General features: G+C 62.3%; 11 protein-coding genes and 1 tRNA gene. 5 read left to right on the forward strand and 7 right to left on the reverse strand.

Annotation, left to right across the window (positions count from 1 at the left end):
- The 6 genes from J2W40_RS07685 to J2W40_RS07710 all read right to left on the reverse strand — a co-directional run bounded on the left by J2W40_RS07685 (position 1) and on the right by J2W40_RS07710 (position 5,835).
- Positions 1 to 561: a hypothetical protein gene (locus J2W40_RS07685; RefSeq protein ID WP_310223275.1), complete on the reverse strand. Its 561-nt coding sequence runs from the start codon at positions 559 to 561 to the stop codon at positions 1 to 3.
- On the reverse strand, positions 558 to 1,907 hold the full coding sequence (locus J2W40_RS07690; RefSeq protein ID WP_310223277.1) for a sensor histidine kinase: 1,350 nt from the start codon (positions 1,905 to 1,907) through the stop codon (positions 558 to 560). Before J2W40_RS07690 ends, J2W40_RS07685 begins: the two co-directional genes overlap by 4 nt.
- A complete protein-coding gene (locus J2W40_RS07695) occupies positions 1,900 to 2,607 on the reverse strand; it encodes a response regulator transcription factor (protein WP_310223279.1) in 708 nt (235 codons plus the stop codon). Before J2W40_RS07695 ends, J2W40_RS07690 begins: the two co-directional genes overlap by 8 nt.
- A gap of 78 nt (positions 2,608 to 2,685) precedes the next feature.
- Entirely contained in the window at positions 2,686 to 3,516 is an 831-nt protein-coding gene (locus tag J2W40_RS07700; protein ID WP_310223281.1) for a sulfite exporter TauE/SafE family protein, read from the reverse strand.
- Positions 3,517 to 3,744: 228 nt separating this feature from the next.
- Complete coding sequence (ald, locus tag J2W40_RS07705) at positions 3,745 to 4,860, reverse strand: alanine dehydrogenase (protein ID WP_310223284.1); 1,116 nt, start codon at positions 4,858 to 4,860, stop codon at positions 3,745 to 3,747.
- Between the two features lie 84 nt (positions 4,861 to 4,944).
- Positions 4,945 to 5,835, reverse strand: coding sequence for a peptidylprolyl isomerase (locus J2W40_RS07710; RefSeq protein ID WP_310223286.1), 891 nt, complete (start codon positions 5,833 to 5,835; stop codon positions 4,945 to 4,947).
- A 93-nt stretch (positions 5,836 to 5,928) separates the two neighbouring features.
- On the opposite strand from J2W40_RS07710, the gene J2W40_RS07715 reads away from it, so the two are divergent.
- Both J2W40_RS07715 and J2W40_RS07720 read left to right on the forward strand, forming a co-directional pair.
- Positions 5,929 to 6,019 (forward strand) — tRNA-Ser (locus tag J2W40_RS07715).
- Positions 6,020 to 6,162: 143 nt separating this feature from the next.
- Entirely contained in the window at positions 6,163 to 6,774 is a 612-nt protein-coding gene (locus tag J2W40_RS07720; protein WP_310223287.1) for an Arm DNA-binding domain-containing protein, read from the forward strand.
- Here J2W40_RS07720 and J2W40_RS07725 read toward each other — a convergent pair.
- Positions 6,723 to 9,650 carry a TonB-dependent receptor domain-containing protein gene (locus tag J2W40_RS07725; protein ID WP_310223289.1) on the reverse strand — a complete coding sequence of 976 codons (2,928 nt, stop codon included), beginning with the start codon at positions 9,648 to 9,650 and terminating at the stop codon, positions 6,723 to 6,725. The two genes, J2W40_RS07720 and J2W40_RS07725, sit on opposite strands and share 52 nt — an antisense overlap.
- A gap of 447 nt (positions 9,651 to 10,097) precedes the next feature.
- On the opposite strand from J2W40_RS07725, the gene J2W40_RS07730 reads away from it, so the two are divergent.
- From J2W40_RS07730 to J2W40_RS07740, 3 genes are all read left to right on the forward strand, one after another.
- A complete protein-coding gene (locus J2W40_RS07730; protein ID WP_310223534.1) occupies positions 10,098 to 11,684 on the forward strand; it encodes a carboxylesterase/lipase family protein in 1,587 nt (528 codons plus the stop codon).
- 42 nt (positions 11,685 to 11,726) lie between these two features.
- The gene (locus J2W40_RS07735; RefSeq protein WP_310223291.1) at positions 11,727 to 13,694 is read left to right on the forward strand and encodes a sulfatase-like hydrolase/transferase; all 1,968 of its coding nucleotides are present in this window, start codon (positions 11,727 to 11,729) and stop codon (positions 13,692 to 13,694) included.
- 153 nt (positions 13,695 to 13,847) lie between these two features.
- Positions 13,848 to 16,499, forward strand: coding sequence for a glycoside hydrolase family 2 TIM barrel-domain containing protein (locus tag J2W40_RS07740; RefSeq protein ID WP_310223292.1), 2,652 nt, complete (start codon positions 13,848 to 13,850; stop codon positions 16,497 to 16,499).
- Positions 16,500 to 16,502 lie beyond the last annotated feature (3 nt).

The raw sequence follows: 16,502 nt of genomic DNA on the forward strand, positions 1-16,502 counted from the left end.
TCAGCGCATGATGAGGTAGAATCCGACGGCTGCCTTGCCGCCATTTTCGATCACAATGTCATAGCGATCGGTAAAGAGCGGCAGCCAGGCGCAATCGGCCTGCGGTCCGCCGACCGGCTTGGCGCAGAGCGTTTCGCCATCCGCGCCATGGACGCGGATCGAGAGTTTCGCCGCGCTGCCATTTGCGGGCGCGACCGATATCTGTGCGCGTTGGCCGCCCAAGAATAGCTGGCGCATCGTCACGCTGCCGCCGGGCACCAGCGACCCGCGCCGATAGGCGGGACCAAGCGCGCGGCCGCGAAAGGCGAGCGTCGATGGGGCCGCGCCATGGGCCTGCGCCTCATGCGTCCAGCGGGCGGCGAGATCCTCCTGCCCCTCGGCCGGGGTGGCGCCAAGCGCCTTCAAGGCCTGGACAGTGTCGAGTAGGGCGGCGTGGTTGCCGCTCGCATTGGCGGCATCGCCCTCCAGCAAGGTCCGCAACACCGGATCGGCCGGCCGCATGTCCGCCGCAGGCGCGGCAGGCGCAGCGCCGAGCAGCAATACGGGCAACAGCCTGATCATCCATCATCCTCCGGCCGGACGACGAAACGCGCGCCGGGCGCGGCGTCTTCCACATGAAGGGAAAGCTCATGCCGCTGTGCGATCGCTCTGGCAAGCGACAAGCCAAGGCCATGGCCCCCGCCCTGTGCTCCATCGAGCCGGATATAGCGTTCGAACACCCGATCGCGATCGGCGGCGGGGATGCCCGGTCCATCATCCTGGACGACGATATGCGGTCCCGCCGACAAAGTGAGCGACACGGTGCCGCCGCTCGGCACATATTTGAACGCATTGTCGAGCAGGTTGGAGAGCAGGCGCGTCATCTGCATCGGATCGGCGCGCAACATAACGCCGGGCGCGATGCGGGCATGGAAGCCAATGCCCAATTCCTCCGCGCTCGCGCCGTAGAGGTCGGCCAGATTGTCGGCGATCTCGCTAAGATTGGTATCGAGCAGGCCGCGCAGGTCGCCGCGCATCGCCTGCGTCCCCGCAATATCGAGCAGCGAATCGAGCAGGCGCACGACATTGCGTATCTCGCCGCGCGACTGGTCGAGCGTGCGCAGCAAGGCTTCGTCCTGTGTCCCCTGCATCGCTTTGAGGATGCGGGTGTCGAGGTGCATGAGCGGGGTGCGGATTTCATGCGCGGTCTGGTCCGACACGGCGCGCTGCGCTTCGATCAGCCGCTCCACCTGATCGAGCATCGCATTGGTGTTGGCGGCCAGTTCGGCCAGTTCGTCATTTTCGCCAGCGCCCGGCGCGCGTGCGGTGATGCGCCCCGCGCGCACGGCGGCGAAGGCGGCGTTGACCGTTTCGACCCGGCGGCGCAGCCGGCGCGCCGCGAAATGGCCCGCGGCAAGGCTGAGCAGCGCGATGACCGCGCCCGCTCCGGCAAAGGCCATGGCCAGCCGCGCCAGCAGCGCTTCGCCCCGATAATTGCTGCGCCCGACCAGCAGCCGCGTGTCGCCGCCCAGCCGGGTCGCGCGCGCAAACATCGTGTCGCCACCGGGCAAGGGCACGAAACGCGCCTCCGACACTTCAGGCGCGATGGCAGGCCAGCGGTCGAGATTGCCCGCCAGGCGACGCCCGGCCCCATCAACCAGCAGATACCAGCCCCGTTCGCCATCTTCGCGCTCCACCGCCATCCGATCGGCAATGCGCGCGCGCAGTTCGGCGGTGCCGCCACTGACATGGATGTCGGCCAGCCCGGCGAGGTCGGTATCGACCTCGCGCGCCAGCATCGCCCGACCGTCGGCCGCGACGATGTTGCGCACCACCAGGAACAGGGCGAGGGTCGACAACAGGCTGACCAGCAGGGACGAGAGCATCACCCGGCCAAAGACCGAGCGGAACAAGTCGGGTCTAGGCACCCGGTGATCCCGCTGCGATCAGGCGATAGCCGGTGCCCCACACGGTTTCGAGGACGGGGCCGTCAAACCCCTCCTCCAGCTTGCGGCGCAGGCGGCCGACATTGACGTCCACCACATTGGTCTGCGGGTCGAAGCTGAGTTTCCAGACATGGCGCAGCAGCATCTCGCGCGTCACCACTTCGCCCGCATGGTCCATCAGATAGCGGAACAGCTCGAACTCCTTGGGCGAGAGCGCGAGATGGCGACCCTGGCGAAAGGCGGTGCGCGCCTTCACATGGCATTCCAGGTCGCCGAACAGCAACACCGGATCATGGGTGGAGCGGCTGGCCCGGCGCCAGAGCGCGCGAACGCGGGCGACCAACTCATCGGGCTCGAACGGCTTGGCGAGATAATCATCGACGCCGCTTTCAAGGCCTTCGACCCGATGTTCGCTGCGGCCGAGCGCGGAGAGCATCAGCACTGGCGCGCCGATCCCGGCGACGCGCAGGCGGGTGACGATGTCGATGCCCGTCAGGTGCGGGAGCATCCGGTCGAGGATGATGACGTCGTGCGCGCCGCTGCCCGCGCGGTGCAGGCCGATGCGGCCATCCTCCGCCTGATCCACGACCATGCCTGCCTGGGTGAGGATAGCGGTGATGTTGGCGCGCGCTGCGGCGTCATCCTCCACCACCAGCACATTGATCGATTCCTGTTGCGCCATATCGTCCCCCGCCTCGCAAATACCGGCAAAGGCCGCCAGTTACAAAGGCTGTTATGGGGACGAGATGAGGCGCGATGGTCAGATCTTGAGCGCGTTGCGGAACATGACGAAGGCGATGACGATCAGATAGACGCCGAATATCTTCTTGAGCGGCTTTGCGGGCAGCGCATGGGCGACGGCCACGCCCAGCGGCGCGGTCAGCACCGACATGGAGGCGATGGCGAGCGTCGCAGGCACGTTGACATAGCCGAGCGATCCCCAAGGCAGGCCGCTTTCCTTGAGACCGATGAGCGCGAAGCCGATCGCACTGGGGATGGCGATCAGCGTGCCGACGCCCGATGCGGTGGCGATGGCGCGGTGGATGGAGCGACCGCACAGCGTCATCACCATGATCGCGATCGTGCCGCCGCCAATGCCGAGCAGCGCGGAAAAAGTGCCCAGCCCGCCCGCGATGCCGACACGGGCGATGCCCGATGGCATGTCCTGGCTGATCACCTTGTCACCGACCTTGGGCAGCAGGAAGTTGAGCGACATCAGGAACACGCCGCCCGCAAAGATCATCGTGAGGATATGGCCATCGACATGGCCCGCGAGCAGCACGCCGACACCATCACCCAGGATGATCCACGGTGCCCAGGTCTTGAGGATTTCAAACTCCACCGCGCCACGCTTGGCATGGGAGAGGAGCGAACGGATCGAGGTGACGATGATGGTGGCGGCTGACGTGCCGATGGCGACATGCGCGATCGCTTCGGGCGTACCGCCGAGCAGCGGGAGTACGACGAAGAGCGCGGGCACGACGACGAAGCCGCCGCCAATGCCGAAAATACCCGCCGCGAAACCCGCGAACAGGCCAGCGGCCAACATGGAAAGAAGCGGCACCAACCAGGTCATGAGATCGCCGTTCATCAGCGCGCTCCTGTGGCTGGCGTCAGGCCGGTGGCCAGGCTGTCGGTGCCCCGGACAAACAAGGCGGCGAATGAAACTAGATCGACCATGTCGTAAAACCATGCCTCTCTTCGGCGGAACCAGAGCAAGGGGCTGACAGGACAGGTCCCTTGGCTGGCTAGACGAACAAGGTCGACAAATCCGCACCTTGTCCGACACAAGTCGGACAAGGTTGGCGGACGGACCGGGTCAGCCGAGCAGATCTTCGGCCGGGGTATAGGGCAGGTCGAGCGCGTCGGCGACGGCGCGATAGGTGAGTTTGCCCTGGGCCACATTGAGGCCCGCGCGCAGGTGCAGATCGGCGCGCAACGCGCCCTTCCAGCCGAGGTCCGCAATCCGCAGCGCATGGGGCAAGGTCACGTTATTGAGCGCATAGGTGCTGGTGCGCGCAACGGCGCCGGGCATGTTGGCGACGCAATAATGGACGATGCCATCGACGATATAGGTGGGGTCGGCATGGGTGGTGGCGTGGCTGGTTTCGAAACAGCCGCCCTGGTCGATCGCGACATCGACCAGGACCGCGCCTTTCTTCATCGTCTTGAGCATATCGGCGCTGACCAGCTTGGGCGCGGCCGCGCCGGGGATCAGCACCGCGCCGATCACCAGGTCCGCATCGGCCACACAGTCGGCGAGGTTGGCGCGGTTGGAAAAGCGCGTCTTGGCTCGCGCCTCGAAATACATGCCGAGCTTTTCCAGCACTTCGGGGCTGCGGTCGAGGATGGTAACGTCCGCGCCCAGCCCCGCCGCCATCTGCGCCGCGTTGAAGCCGACGACGCCGCCGCCGATCACCGCGACCTTGGCAGGCAGCACGCCGGGGACGCCGCCCAGCAGCACGCCGCGTCCGCCATGCGCCTTTTCCAACGCGGTCGCGCCCGCCTGGATCGCCATGCGGCCCGCAACCTGGCTCATCGGCTTGAGCAGCGGCAAACCGCCATGCGCGTCGGTCACGGTTTCATAGGCGATGCCGATCGCGCCGCTGGCGATCAGGTCGCGTGTCTGATCAGGATCGGGGGCGAGGTGGAGATAGGTGTAGAGGATTTGGTCGGGCGGCAGCATCGCACGCTCGGCGGCCTGCGGCTCCTTGACCTTCACGATCATTGCGGCGCGGGCGAAGATGTCGGCGGCGGTGGCGACGATCTGCGCGCCCGCCTTTTCATACAGGGCGTCGTGCGCGCCGATCCCCTCCCCTGCCCCGCTTTCGACCAGCACGTCATGGCCGTGGGCGGTGAGTTCATGGACGCTTTCGGGGGTCAGTCCGACGCGATATTCGTGATTCTTGATTTCCTTGACGGTGCCGACGATCATCCCATGTCTCCCGATGGCGCGGCGCGTGACGGGGCCGCTTTCCTGCAGGATGACATAGCGCGGCGACGGCCGCGAATGTTCCCTTTAGGCAGCCGGACGGACCGGCACCGGCGCATTGCAGATATCGACGCCGCCCGCAGGCAGATCGTAGAAATCATCCTTCCGATTGGCGCGCAGGCGCAGATAGGCGGCGAAGCTCGACGAAGCGACGTCCATCGCCTCGAAACGGGGCTGTTCCGCAGGCGTCAGGTCGCTGGCGAGGCGGACCGAGAGGATCGGAATTTTACGTTCGGTGGCGGTGTAGAAGCCAAGCTCACCGCTGCCGCGCGGCAGGCTGGACAGATGCGCCATGCCTTCGATCACGCGGCCGACGACGGCGATATTGCGATCGAGCTGGCGCGGGGCGTGGCCGATGACGGTGTAGAGTTCAGCGCCTGTGCCCGCATCGGGCGAAAGGTTGCGGCCAACGCCGACAGAGCCATAGCAATGGGGTAGCCAGGCCGCGTCCCCGTTCATCGCCATCGGCCAGCCATCGACATAGCCGGTCGCGGGCGCATAAGCATCGGGAAGGGACAAGGGTGTGATCGCAAGCCGCACATTGGCGAGCGAGCGAACATAGTCAGCCGCGCTGGTGGGCACGAGGCCGGTCGGCATCGGCTTCTTCTCGGTCGCGTCGCCCCATTGGGTGACATAATTGTCCTGCACCCGGTTGATGCTGGTCCCGTCCCACCAATGCGCCCGCGCCAGCGTGCGGATATTGCCGACATGGCGCGGCGCGAAGGCTGGGGCGAGTTGGATCACGACGTGCTTGCCCCCTTCGATCGTCATGACGAGCAGGTCTTCGGGCGCAATGGCGCGCCAGGCATCAGCAGGCGCGGCCGACACGACGGCGGCGGGGGTCGTCGGCGGATCAGCCGCGATGGCGGTGGAGGCAAGGAGAGTAGCGAGCAGCGCGGGCGCGAAAAAACGGATCATGCCGCAATCAGAGCGCGGCCGCGCAGGAAAGTAAAGCATCCCCTTGCCTAGCCGCCCGCGCCGCGATAGGGAGCGCGACTTCCAGTGCAATGCGGAGCGGTGGCCGAGTGGTCGAAGGCGCTCGCCTGGAAAGTGAGTATACGCCAAAAGCGTATCCAGGGTTCGAATCCCTGCCGCTCCGCCAAGACCTTGTTTTCCCACATCCCTAGCGAGCCGAAAAGGCCCAGCATTTCTGGGCCTTTCGGGCTGATTCGCGTCCCACCTCATCCCATCGCATCTGTCGGCGACCGATTTGGCGTGTGGGAAAAAGCGTGGGAGAATATCCGCATGGGAAAGCTCTCCGTAACAGGTGTGAAGGCAGCAAAGCGACCGGGCCGTTTCGGTGACGGCGATGGCCTGTTCCTGGTGGTCGGCGCGACTGGCTCGAAAAGCTGGGTGTGCCGCGTCCAGAAGCACGGACGCAGGCGTGACATCGGATTGGGCAGTGCGTCGAAGGTGACGCTGTCTGTCGCCCGCGACCGGGCGCGCGAGGTGCGGACCTGGGTGGAGCTTGGCCTCGACCCGGTTTTCGAGAAGCGCAAGGCGGGCGGCATCCCAACATTCAGGGAGGCGACAGCCAAGGTCTATGCGGCGAACCGCAAGACCTGGCGCAACGAAAAGCATGAAGGGCAATGGCTGCGAACGCTGGAAGCCTTCGCCTACCCCATCATTGGCGATATCCGGGTATCCCTTGCAGCTTGCGGCCTTATACCGGCCGTCTGCTTGCACTTATCGCTTCAAAGGGGACGTGCTGAGCCGAGTTGTTCATCAAAAACAACATGTGCTCAGTGTCTTTATGGGCGGCTGAAAGGGTTGCGCGCGCTCGCAACACGAGCGCGCGCTGGCTATCAGAAGCGGAAACGGACACCACCTTTGAACGTGCGGCCGAAGTTATCGTAATAGGCTGTCCCTTCCGCAGGCTGCGGCGGATCACGATCGAACAGATTGTCGACGTTGAAATAGACCTGATAGCGTCTGTCTGGGCCAAAGCTGTAACGCAAGCCCAGATCGACATATGTCACCGCAGGGATATTGTTATCGTTGATGCTGGTGGTCAGCACCGGATCGTAGCCGGCCTGATCGGGACCGAACAAACCGTTATTCTGGCGCGAACGCGATATGAACCGCACGTTGGTGTTTATACCGAACCCTTCGATCTCGTAATCAAGAGTCACGTTAGTGAGCCAGCTTGGCAGGCCCGCCGCGCCGCCAAAACCGGCCCCCGTCTGCCCGGCACGATTAATGCCATTGGGGAACAAGGTCGAAACATCTATCGACGATTTGAACGTCATCACATGCGTTGCCATCAGATTGATGGACAGCATCCCGGCAAGTCCCACATCCTCAAGAGGTTGTTGCAGATTGGCCTGAAAATCCAGGCCGCGGGTCTTGAATTCGGCGGCATTCGCGGTGCCGCCACGGACCCCCGTCAACTGTCCCGCGACCGGATCATTGTTCGCAAAACTGATCAGCGAGCAGAAAGAATTGCCACTGTAGCTGCCGCCAACGAAGCAGTTATTCACCACGCCTTGTGTGCTGGTCGACGTGATGGCGTCCTCGATGCGGATGTTATAATAGTCGACGGACAATTTGAGGTTGCGGAAGAAGTCCGGGCGATAGGCAACGCCAACGGTTTGCGTCGTCGACTTTTCCGGCGTGAGGTTGGTATTGCCGCCAATCAAGAATCCTGCGTTGTTGGTCGGGCGATCAATGCCTGGCCTCGGATCGCTCGGCAAAGGCAAGGACTGCGTTTCAGGCGTGAACAGTTCGATCAGGTTGGGCGCACGAATATCGCGCGACCGCGTTGTTCTGAACATCAGACCGTCGATCACTTCCCATGTCAGGCCCGCCTTCCATGTGGTGACGCTCCCCGACGTGCTGTAGTCGGTACGGCGCACCGCGCCGTTAAACTCGACCTTCTTTGCGATCGCCGTGTCGGCCAACAGCGGCACGATCGTTTCGGCGTACACTTCCTTCACATTCTGGCTGGTGGTTGGCAGTGAAAAGCCGGTGCCGGAGAACCAGCCAGCCGTCTGTGAGAGGGCATCAGTTGTGAGCCGGATCGATTCATTGCGATATTCCGCGCCAATGCCGACGGAAACAGGGCCAGCCCAGGTTGAGAATGGCTCGCCCTGCAGGTTTGCCGCAACATCATGCAGTTCCGTTTTGCCAGCGCCCGTCGCCGTGCCCATAAAATAGCTGCGTGCCGCGTCGGAAGCATTCAGCGTGCCCAAAATATTGATCGGCTGGCAGCCTGCGGCCACTGCGGCGGCGCTGCGGCAAACGATCTGGCCATTGACCGAAACGGCATCAAGGGCTTGGCGGAAGCGCGCATTGTTGAAGTTGTTCGCGATACGGACGTCGGATCTGTTCTGTCCATAGATATAGGAGACATCCCACTTCCACGACTCGCCAAAGCTTCCCTTCGCTCCGGTCTCCACACGAAACAGTTCGTTGGTGATAGTCCGTTCCACCGGGCCGAAATCCGAGCCGACATAGCCTATCGTAAGCCCACCTGCTGGCACCAGCGCCAATTGCGCCGGCGTCAGCGCCTGCGCCAGATAGGGATTGTCGCGCGCGATCGGCAGACCCGGACCAGCGCCTGCCCCATCGCGCCGCGTCAGGATGCTGACCGTATTCGACGAATGCGAATACATCGGCGTCATATAAAGGGTCAGATTATCGTTTACGTCAAATGTCAGCTTAGCCATCGCATTATAGCGTCGTGCTTCCGGGCGCAATTGCACGAAGGCAGCATGATCAATCCCGGCAGCCTTGTTCGCCGCAATAGCTTCAGGCGTGAAGGCATCGAAACTGGCGGTAAGGTTGCCAAGGCCGCGCGCCATGGTGGCCGTCGTGACATTGCCATTTGCACCAGTAACGAAAGCCTGGCCCTGCAATGCGCCTGGCGTCAGGATGAGCCCGCCCGTGGTGCCGGTGCCGAAATAATTGAAATTGGGCAGGATAAGATTGAACGGTGTGCCCGCAGGGCGGTTTGCCAATGTTCCGACACGGAAGAACTCTTGGCTCCATCCGCGCGTCTGACTGCCATATGCTACGCCGCTATTGTCGTTAAATTCAAAGCCAGCGACCAAGTGACCGCGGCCCCCGGCAAACTTCGTTCCACCTGCGATTGTCGCGAAAATGTCTTTCGCGTCCTTGTAGCGGGTTTGGCCATATTGTGCCGACCCTCTGACGCCGACGAAACGGTCGTCGATCTGGAAGTTGACAACGCCTGCGACCGCGTCCGAGCCATAAGCGGCCGAAGCACCCCCCGTCACGACGTCCGTATTGCGGATCAGCACGGTCGGAATGACGTTCAGATCGACTGTGCCGGCCGAGTTTGCATTGCCGGGAATGATCGTCTGCGGCAACCGGCCGCGCTCAAGCAGCACCAGCGTCCGGGTCGCGCCAAGACCGCGCAAATCTGCAAGGAAAGCCCCGGTATTGCCGATGCCACCGGCCGAAGGCGAAATGGCGGCGCGAAAAGCCGGAACGAGGTTGAGCACATCGCCGACATTGGTGATCGCGCGCTGCTGAATGAGTTCCTGGCCCACCACCGTCGTCGGCGTTGCGGACGTATAGCCATCACGCGCAATACGCGATGCAGTTACGACGATGGCCGACGTGTCAGGCTCGGCCGCCTGGGGCGCGCTTGCTTGCTGCGCAAAGGCCGGAGCGGAGAAAAGAATGGCGGACGCGCCGGCAAGCATGGCTTGGCGAAACGCTGGCGCCCGCCGACGCGCGATTCTGGTCTGCAACATATGGCGGCTCATGTCTGTCCCCTCCCGAAGATGCCTAAAGGCTTATTGGTTAGGCCGATCTAACCCCAGAGGTTGGATTATTCCAATAGATTTTATCGCTGCTTTTCCATTCACAGAATTTATCTATCTATGTGAAAATGGCATATTCTTGTGAAATTATGTCAGAAATAGGCAATGTGATCGTGTGGTTAGGGGCGTTTCAGACATCCGCCCGGCATCGCTGATTTATTGGCGTATGACCAGATTGAGATGTCACAGCCCTGGCAAATTCATTCTCATTGACCGCCGGTGGATATCATACCAGCTATCAGGTAAGGCCGGTTTTTACGAATTGGCTTGATCGTGACGCCTCTTAGGGTAGGTCTGCGCAAACACTCGACTCATCAGTCTGAGGCGAAGTGAATTTGGGGAGAGAGGCAGGCTATGCGGATCACGTCTATGTTCAGCACCATCCTGGCCATGGGCCTATGTGCAGCTCCGGCAATAGCTGACGCACCTGTAAGCAAGCACATCCCATCCCATCCAGTCATGATCCAAAATGGTGCCATCGCCGGGACGGTTTTGGATTCAGGTGTGCGCGCCTACCTCGGCATTCCCTATGCAGCACCGCCGGTACGCGATCTGCGCTGGCGGGAACCGCAACCCGCCAAATCCTGGGATGGCGTGTTTCACGCGGACCGCTTTGCGCCCCAATGCTATCAGCCGATGCGAAACAGCAACGCCAACCATTATTCGGGCGCGGACGTGGTTTCCGAGGACTGTCTCTACCTTAATGTCTGGACGCGCCCCGGCCTGCGCAAAGCGCCGGTGATAGTTTATATTCATGGCGGGGCTTTTTTCATCGGTTCGGGCAGCGCCCCTCTCTACGACGGCGAAAATCTCAGCCAGGAATCCGTGGTCTTTGTAAATCTCAATTATCGCCTTGGTCCTTTGGGCTTTCTGGCTCTGCCTGAACTCAGCAAGGAGTCCTCCAATCACGCCTCCGGCAATTACGGCTTGATGGACCAGATTTTCGCTCTTCGCTGGATCCGCGACAATATTGACGCCTTTGGCGGCGATCCGGCGAATGTTACTATTGTTGGCCAGTCCGCCGGATCAATGTCCGTTCTGGCGCTCCAGGCCAGTCCACTCGCCAAAGGCCTGTTCCATCGGGCTGTCGGCATGAGCGGAGCGATGATTGATGGTCCCATCCGAATGCCGTCGCTTGCGCAAGCAGAGCAGGATGGCGACAAACTGAAAGCCGCCTGGAAAGCGCCGTCGCTTGCCGAATTGCGCGCCATGCCGGCCGACCGATTGATGGTGCCGCGCGTTCCGGGCGGACCGACGACCGGCCCTGTGGTTGATGGGCATGTGCTACCCGCCCCGATCCCGGACATATTTGCGCGCGGAGCGCAGAGCGATGTCCCCCTGCTCGTTGGGTTCGCCAGCGATGAAGCGCTGGGTGGCTTGGGGCCGGTCAGCGGGCTTGCCGACTATATGGACAAGGTTCGCACCTATTTTGGCAGCAGGGGTGACACCGTCCTCAATCTCTATCCTGCCAATAACGATAGCCAAGCCAAGGCCGCCGCACGCCGTGCGGACCGCGACGCAACTGTTGTAACGAGCATGTATGGCTGGGCGGCGCTGCAAAGTGCGCATGGAAAGGCTCCGGTCTATGGCTACGAATTTTCCCGGCCCCATTCCTACATACCCGGCCTGTCCTTCTCGGATCTCGACCCCGACACCGCGGGCGCCTATCACACGTCGGAAGTGCCGTTTTGGCTGGGCACGCTCGACGCATTCAACCGCTATCGCCCAACACGCCAATGGACCGCGCAGGACCGCGCGATGAGCAAGGCCATGATGCGGGGACTGGTGAATTTCGCGCGCACCGGAGTCCCAACTGCGCCCGATGTCGCTTGGCCACGCTATTCGCCGTTGCGTCCGAAATTGGTCGAATGGGGCACGGCAACTGGCGTAAAACCTTGGCCGGAACAAAAAAAGATGGAGTTTTTCAAGGCCTTTCATTCCACGCCCGCGCTGGAGAGCAAGGCAAAATCCAATTAGGCAATCAGCCTATAGTCCCATCTCCCTTTGAAAGGCGATAGCATGACGCATAGCCGCCGCGACGCGATAAAATTCGGTGCCCTCAGTCTTGGCGCTGCAGCGACGCCGCTTGCAGCGCTTCCTGCAAAAGGCGATTTGCCGAACATTCTGTGGCTCGTGAGCGAGGACAATAATCCCTATATCGGGGCCTATGGCGACAAGGTCGCGCACACGCCGCATATCGACGCCCTGGCCAGGAAGGGCATCCTTTATCGCAACAGCTATTCCGATGCGCCCGTCTGCGCCCCGTCACGCTTCGCAATTCTGACCGGCATGAATCCAGAAAGTTGCGCCCCCGCCCAGCATATGCGTGCCAAAGCTGCGCTGCCGAAGGATTTCCAGACCTATCCCGAATTGATGCGGCAAGCGGGCTATTTCTGCATCAACAATCCCAAGACCGACTATAATTGCGGGGTCGACCCCAAGGAAATCTGGGACATTCAGGGGCCTGAGGGCCATTGGCGCAATGCGCCCAAGGATCAGCCGTTTCTCTGTGTGTTCAACACCGGCACCACCCATGAGCAGCACATCTGTCAACGCGATGGCGGCCGGGTGAAGCCAGCCGACGTGCGCATACCGGCCTTTCTGCCAGATACGGATGTGATCCGGCGCGACTATGCCGAATATTATAACATAATGGAGCGCATGGACGGCGAAATCGGCAATTGGCTCAAGCAGCTCGAAAATGATGGCCTCGCCGACAACACGATAATCTTCTATTATGGGGACAATGGCGGCATTCTTCCGCGATCGAAGCGATACTGCTATGAAGAGGGCCTGCGCGTCCCCCTGATCGTTCATGTGCCGCCCAAGTGGCAACATCTGGCACCGGCGCGTCCGGGCAGCGAAATCAACGCCCCGGTGACGCTCATAGATCTTCCCGCGACATTGTTGTCGATTGCAGGGATCGCCCAACCGGCCCAGATGACCGGAAAGCCGCTGCTAGGTCGGCGCATCGGCAAGCCCGCAACCTATGCTTTTGGTTTCCGCGACCGGATGGACGAACGCTATGACCTTGTCCGCACGGTAACGGACGGCCGCTGGCGCTATATCCGCAACTATATGCCGCATCGCGCGCTGGGCCAGCATGTCGGGTTCGAGTGGGAAGTGCAGGCGGCCTATCGGGAATGGCACGCGCTTTACCTGGCCGGCCAATTGACCGATCAGCAAAGCGCCTTCTTCCGCCCCAAGCCGTTCGAGGAACTATACGACCTTCGCGCCGACCCGGACGAGGTTGTCAACCTGATCGACGATCCGCGTTCGAAAGCGACCGCCGACCGGCTGCGCAAGGCGCTTGACCGGCATATGCTGGCGATAAATGACAATGGCTTCCTGCCCGAAGGCGCACCCGGCGAGGGCTATTTCGAAAGCCGCGATCGCGCGATCTATCCGCTCAAATCGCTGATGACGATCGCGGCGTCGGCCGCACGCCGCGACCCACGCAATGTCGATCGCTTTATCGCGCTGCTTGACAGCCCGGTCCTTGCCATCCGCTTCTGGGCTGCGCGCGGCCTGCTGATGCTCGGCGACAGGATGCCAGCTGAAAAGACGCAGACGGCTAGGACACGACTGGCGCGCATTCTCCGCGACGACTCCGCAAGCGAAGTACGGATCGTTGCCGCCGAGGCGCTGGTGAGCCTTGGCGAGACGAGCGAATCCGTCGCGCTGCTCGCCACCCTGGTCGATGACCCCAATAGTTTACCAGTCCGGATGCAGGCGATGGACGCCCTGTCCAATATCGGCCGGGCCGCGCTTCCCGCCCTGCCCATCATTCGCAAGATCGCCAATGCCGAACTTCGCCGCTTTGTCGATGTCGATTACCCCAAGCGCATGGCAAAATATCTGCTCTCGACGCTGGAAGGCGGTTACGATCCCAGCACGGAAGGGTTTTCGGCGCAAGCCTGCCTGGGCGCGAATAAGGGTGCCCCGATGTTCATGGGGCCGCCAGAAAGCGCAGGCTGGACCTCCTGATTATGCGGTATCCGCGATCTGCCTGACCAGAAAAGCATAAAACTTGCATTTGATAGTTATAGTCCGCATAGAATCGGACTGACCAAAATGTAAAAATCTGGAGACGCCGGGATGTCAGCACGATCGGGACAACGCCTCATCAATTGCCGCAGAATGATGCGGTCGTCGGGGGCGTTGGCGCTGCTGGCACTGGCGCTCCCTGCTGCCGCGCAGGAAGCGCGGGTGGTAACCACGCTCGATACCGGCTGGCGTTTCCTCAATGACGACGCGCCAGACGCGCATGTCCCGACCTTCGACGACGCGCAATGGCCGGTTGTGTCGGTTCCCCACACATGGAACCGCGTTGGCTATTATCACCATGCGCTGGGCGGCACCAATAGCGCCGAAACGGTCGACAAGCGGCAGGGTGCAGGCTGGTATCGGCTCCATTTCCCCACGCCGCCCGCCAGCGCGGGCAAGCGCCACTGGCTTGAATTTGACGCGGCCAGCCGGGTTGCCAAAATCTGGCTGAACGGCACCTATCTGGGCGAGCATCGCGGGGGCTTCTCGCGCTTCCGGCTCGATGCGACGGCGGCGATGCGCGCGAGCGGTGACAATGTGCTGGTCGTGCGCGTGGACAACAGCCAGCCCAAGGCCGATGGCCCTACCGCCGATGTGCTCCCGCTGACCGGGGATTTCTTTGTCCATGGCGGACTGTATCGCCCCGTGCGCCTCGTTTCGACCGCACCGCTGCACATCGACCTTGCCGACTTTGGCGGCCCCGGCATAAGGGCGACCACCGCTTCGGCCTCGACCGACAATGCCAGCATCGACGTGGCGGTGCGCGTGGCCAACGATGGTACGCGGCCCGCCAAGGCGTCGGTGCGTATCGCGCTGGTCGACGCCGATGGGCGTGAAGCGGCGGCAACTACGGTTCCGACAACATTGGCGGCCGGCAAGGGCGGCGAAGTCACCGCCAGGCTGGACGTGGCAAAGCCGCACCTGTGGCAGGGAACGACCGCCCCCTATCTTTATGATCTGATCGTCCAGGTGGTGCAGGCGAACGGCGCGATCAGCGATGCGCTGCGCCAGCCCTATGGCATCCGTACGATGGCGTTCGATCCTGATCGCGGTTTCCTGCTCAATGGTCAGCCCTATCGCCTGCGCGGCGTGGGCTATCATCAGGACCGGGATGGCAAGGGCTGGGCCATTTCGCGCGAGGACGTCGCGGAGGATATCGCCACATTGCGCGAAATGGGTGCCAACAGTATCCGCCTGACGCACTATCAGCATGGACAGGATGTGCATGACCTGGCCAACCGCGCCGGAATGGTGGTGTGGGACGAAATACCATTGGTTTCGGCCTGGACGCTGGGCGGCAAGCGCGAAGCCGATCCGGCGCTGGTTGCCAACGCGAAGGCGCAACTGACCGAACTGATCCGGCAAAACGAAAATCATGCTGCCTCGGCGATCTGGGGCATCGCCAATGAGGTCGACTTCGGCAATTCGCTACCGGCGTTCCTGACCGGCGGAACCGATGGCAAGGAGCTTGATCCCTTGCCTTTGCTCGCCGAGCTTCAGGCGGTGGCAAAGCGCGAAGACCCATCGCGCCCCACCGCGCTTGCCACCTGTTGCGAAGGGCGGTTATTCGGCAGCGACATCGAAATTCCGATCACCGCGCCGGCCGCCGATCTGGGCGGTGCCAACCGCTATTTCGGCTGGTATTTCGGTGCAGCAGGCGACCTTGGACCACATCTGGACGGATTGCGCGCCAAGCGCCCGCAACAGCCCCTGGCCGTAACCGAATATGGCGCAGGCGGCGCACTGACCATCCACACCGATAATGTGATGGGTGCGCCGGTGGATTCGCGCGGTGCCGCGCAGCCGGAAGAATATGAAAGCTACATCCACGAAACCGCCCTGGCACAGCTTGATGCGCGGCCCTGGCTCTATGCCACATGGCTGTGGAACTCATTCGATTTCGCCACCACGGTCCGCACAGAAGGCGACGCGCAGGATATCAATACCAAGGGTATAATCGCCTATGACCACAAGACGCGCAAGGATGCCTTCTACTTCTACAAGGCGAACTGGAACCCGGCACCGATGGTCCACATCACCGGTAAACGCTACGCCAATCGCGCCTATCGCGTGACCGACATCAAGGTTTACAGCAACACGTCCAGCACGGATCTGATGCTCAACGGTCGATCGCTGGGCGCAAAGAGCGATTGTCCGCAGAAAATCTGCGTGTGGAGCGGGGTCACCCTGGATGAAGGCACCAACGCGCTCGTCGCGCGCGGCAGCCATAGCGGCGGCATGGTCGAGGATCAGGCGGCATGGACGCTTGCGCCCGAAACCGCGCGCGTCATGGTCATTGATGCCGGTGCCCTGGTGGCGGGCAAGGGCAATGGCCGCGTGCTTGGCTCCGACAACTGGTTTGAAGGCGGCAGCGCGACGTCGCTCGATACGCCCGCCAATTATGGCAAGCCATCGGTGCCGGCCGAGATTGGCGGCACGCAGGAGCGTGATGCGCTGGCGACTTACCGCACGGGCAGCTTTGCCTACAATGTGCCGGTGCCTGCTGGCCGCTATCGCGTGACGCTGTGGTTCGCGACGTCATCCACGCAACAGCCGGGCACATTTGAGGTGAAAAGCGGCAACAAGACGCTGCTCCGCCAGTTCCAGCCCACCATTCCGACGGAGAAAGCCGTGGCCGAAGCCAAGCGCTTCACCATTGCCGCCCAGGACAGGATCGCGCTCGATTTTGTCGCCGGCGCTGGCGATGCCCGCGTGTCGATGATCGAAATCGAGCGGCTTCGCTGACCT

Origin of the sequence: Sphingobium xenophagum (assembly GCF_031457465.1) — a bacterium.
GTDB classification, from domain to species: Bacteria; Pseudomonadota; Alphaproteobacteria; order Sphingomonadales; family Sphingomonadaceae; genus Sphingobium; species Sphingobium xenophagum_A.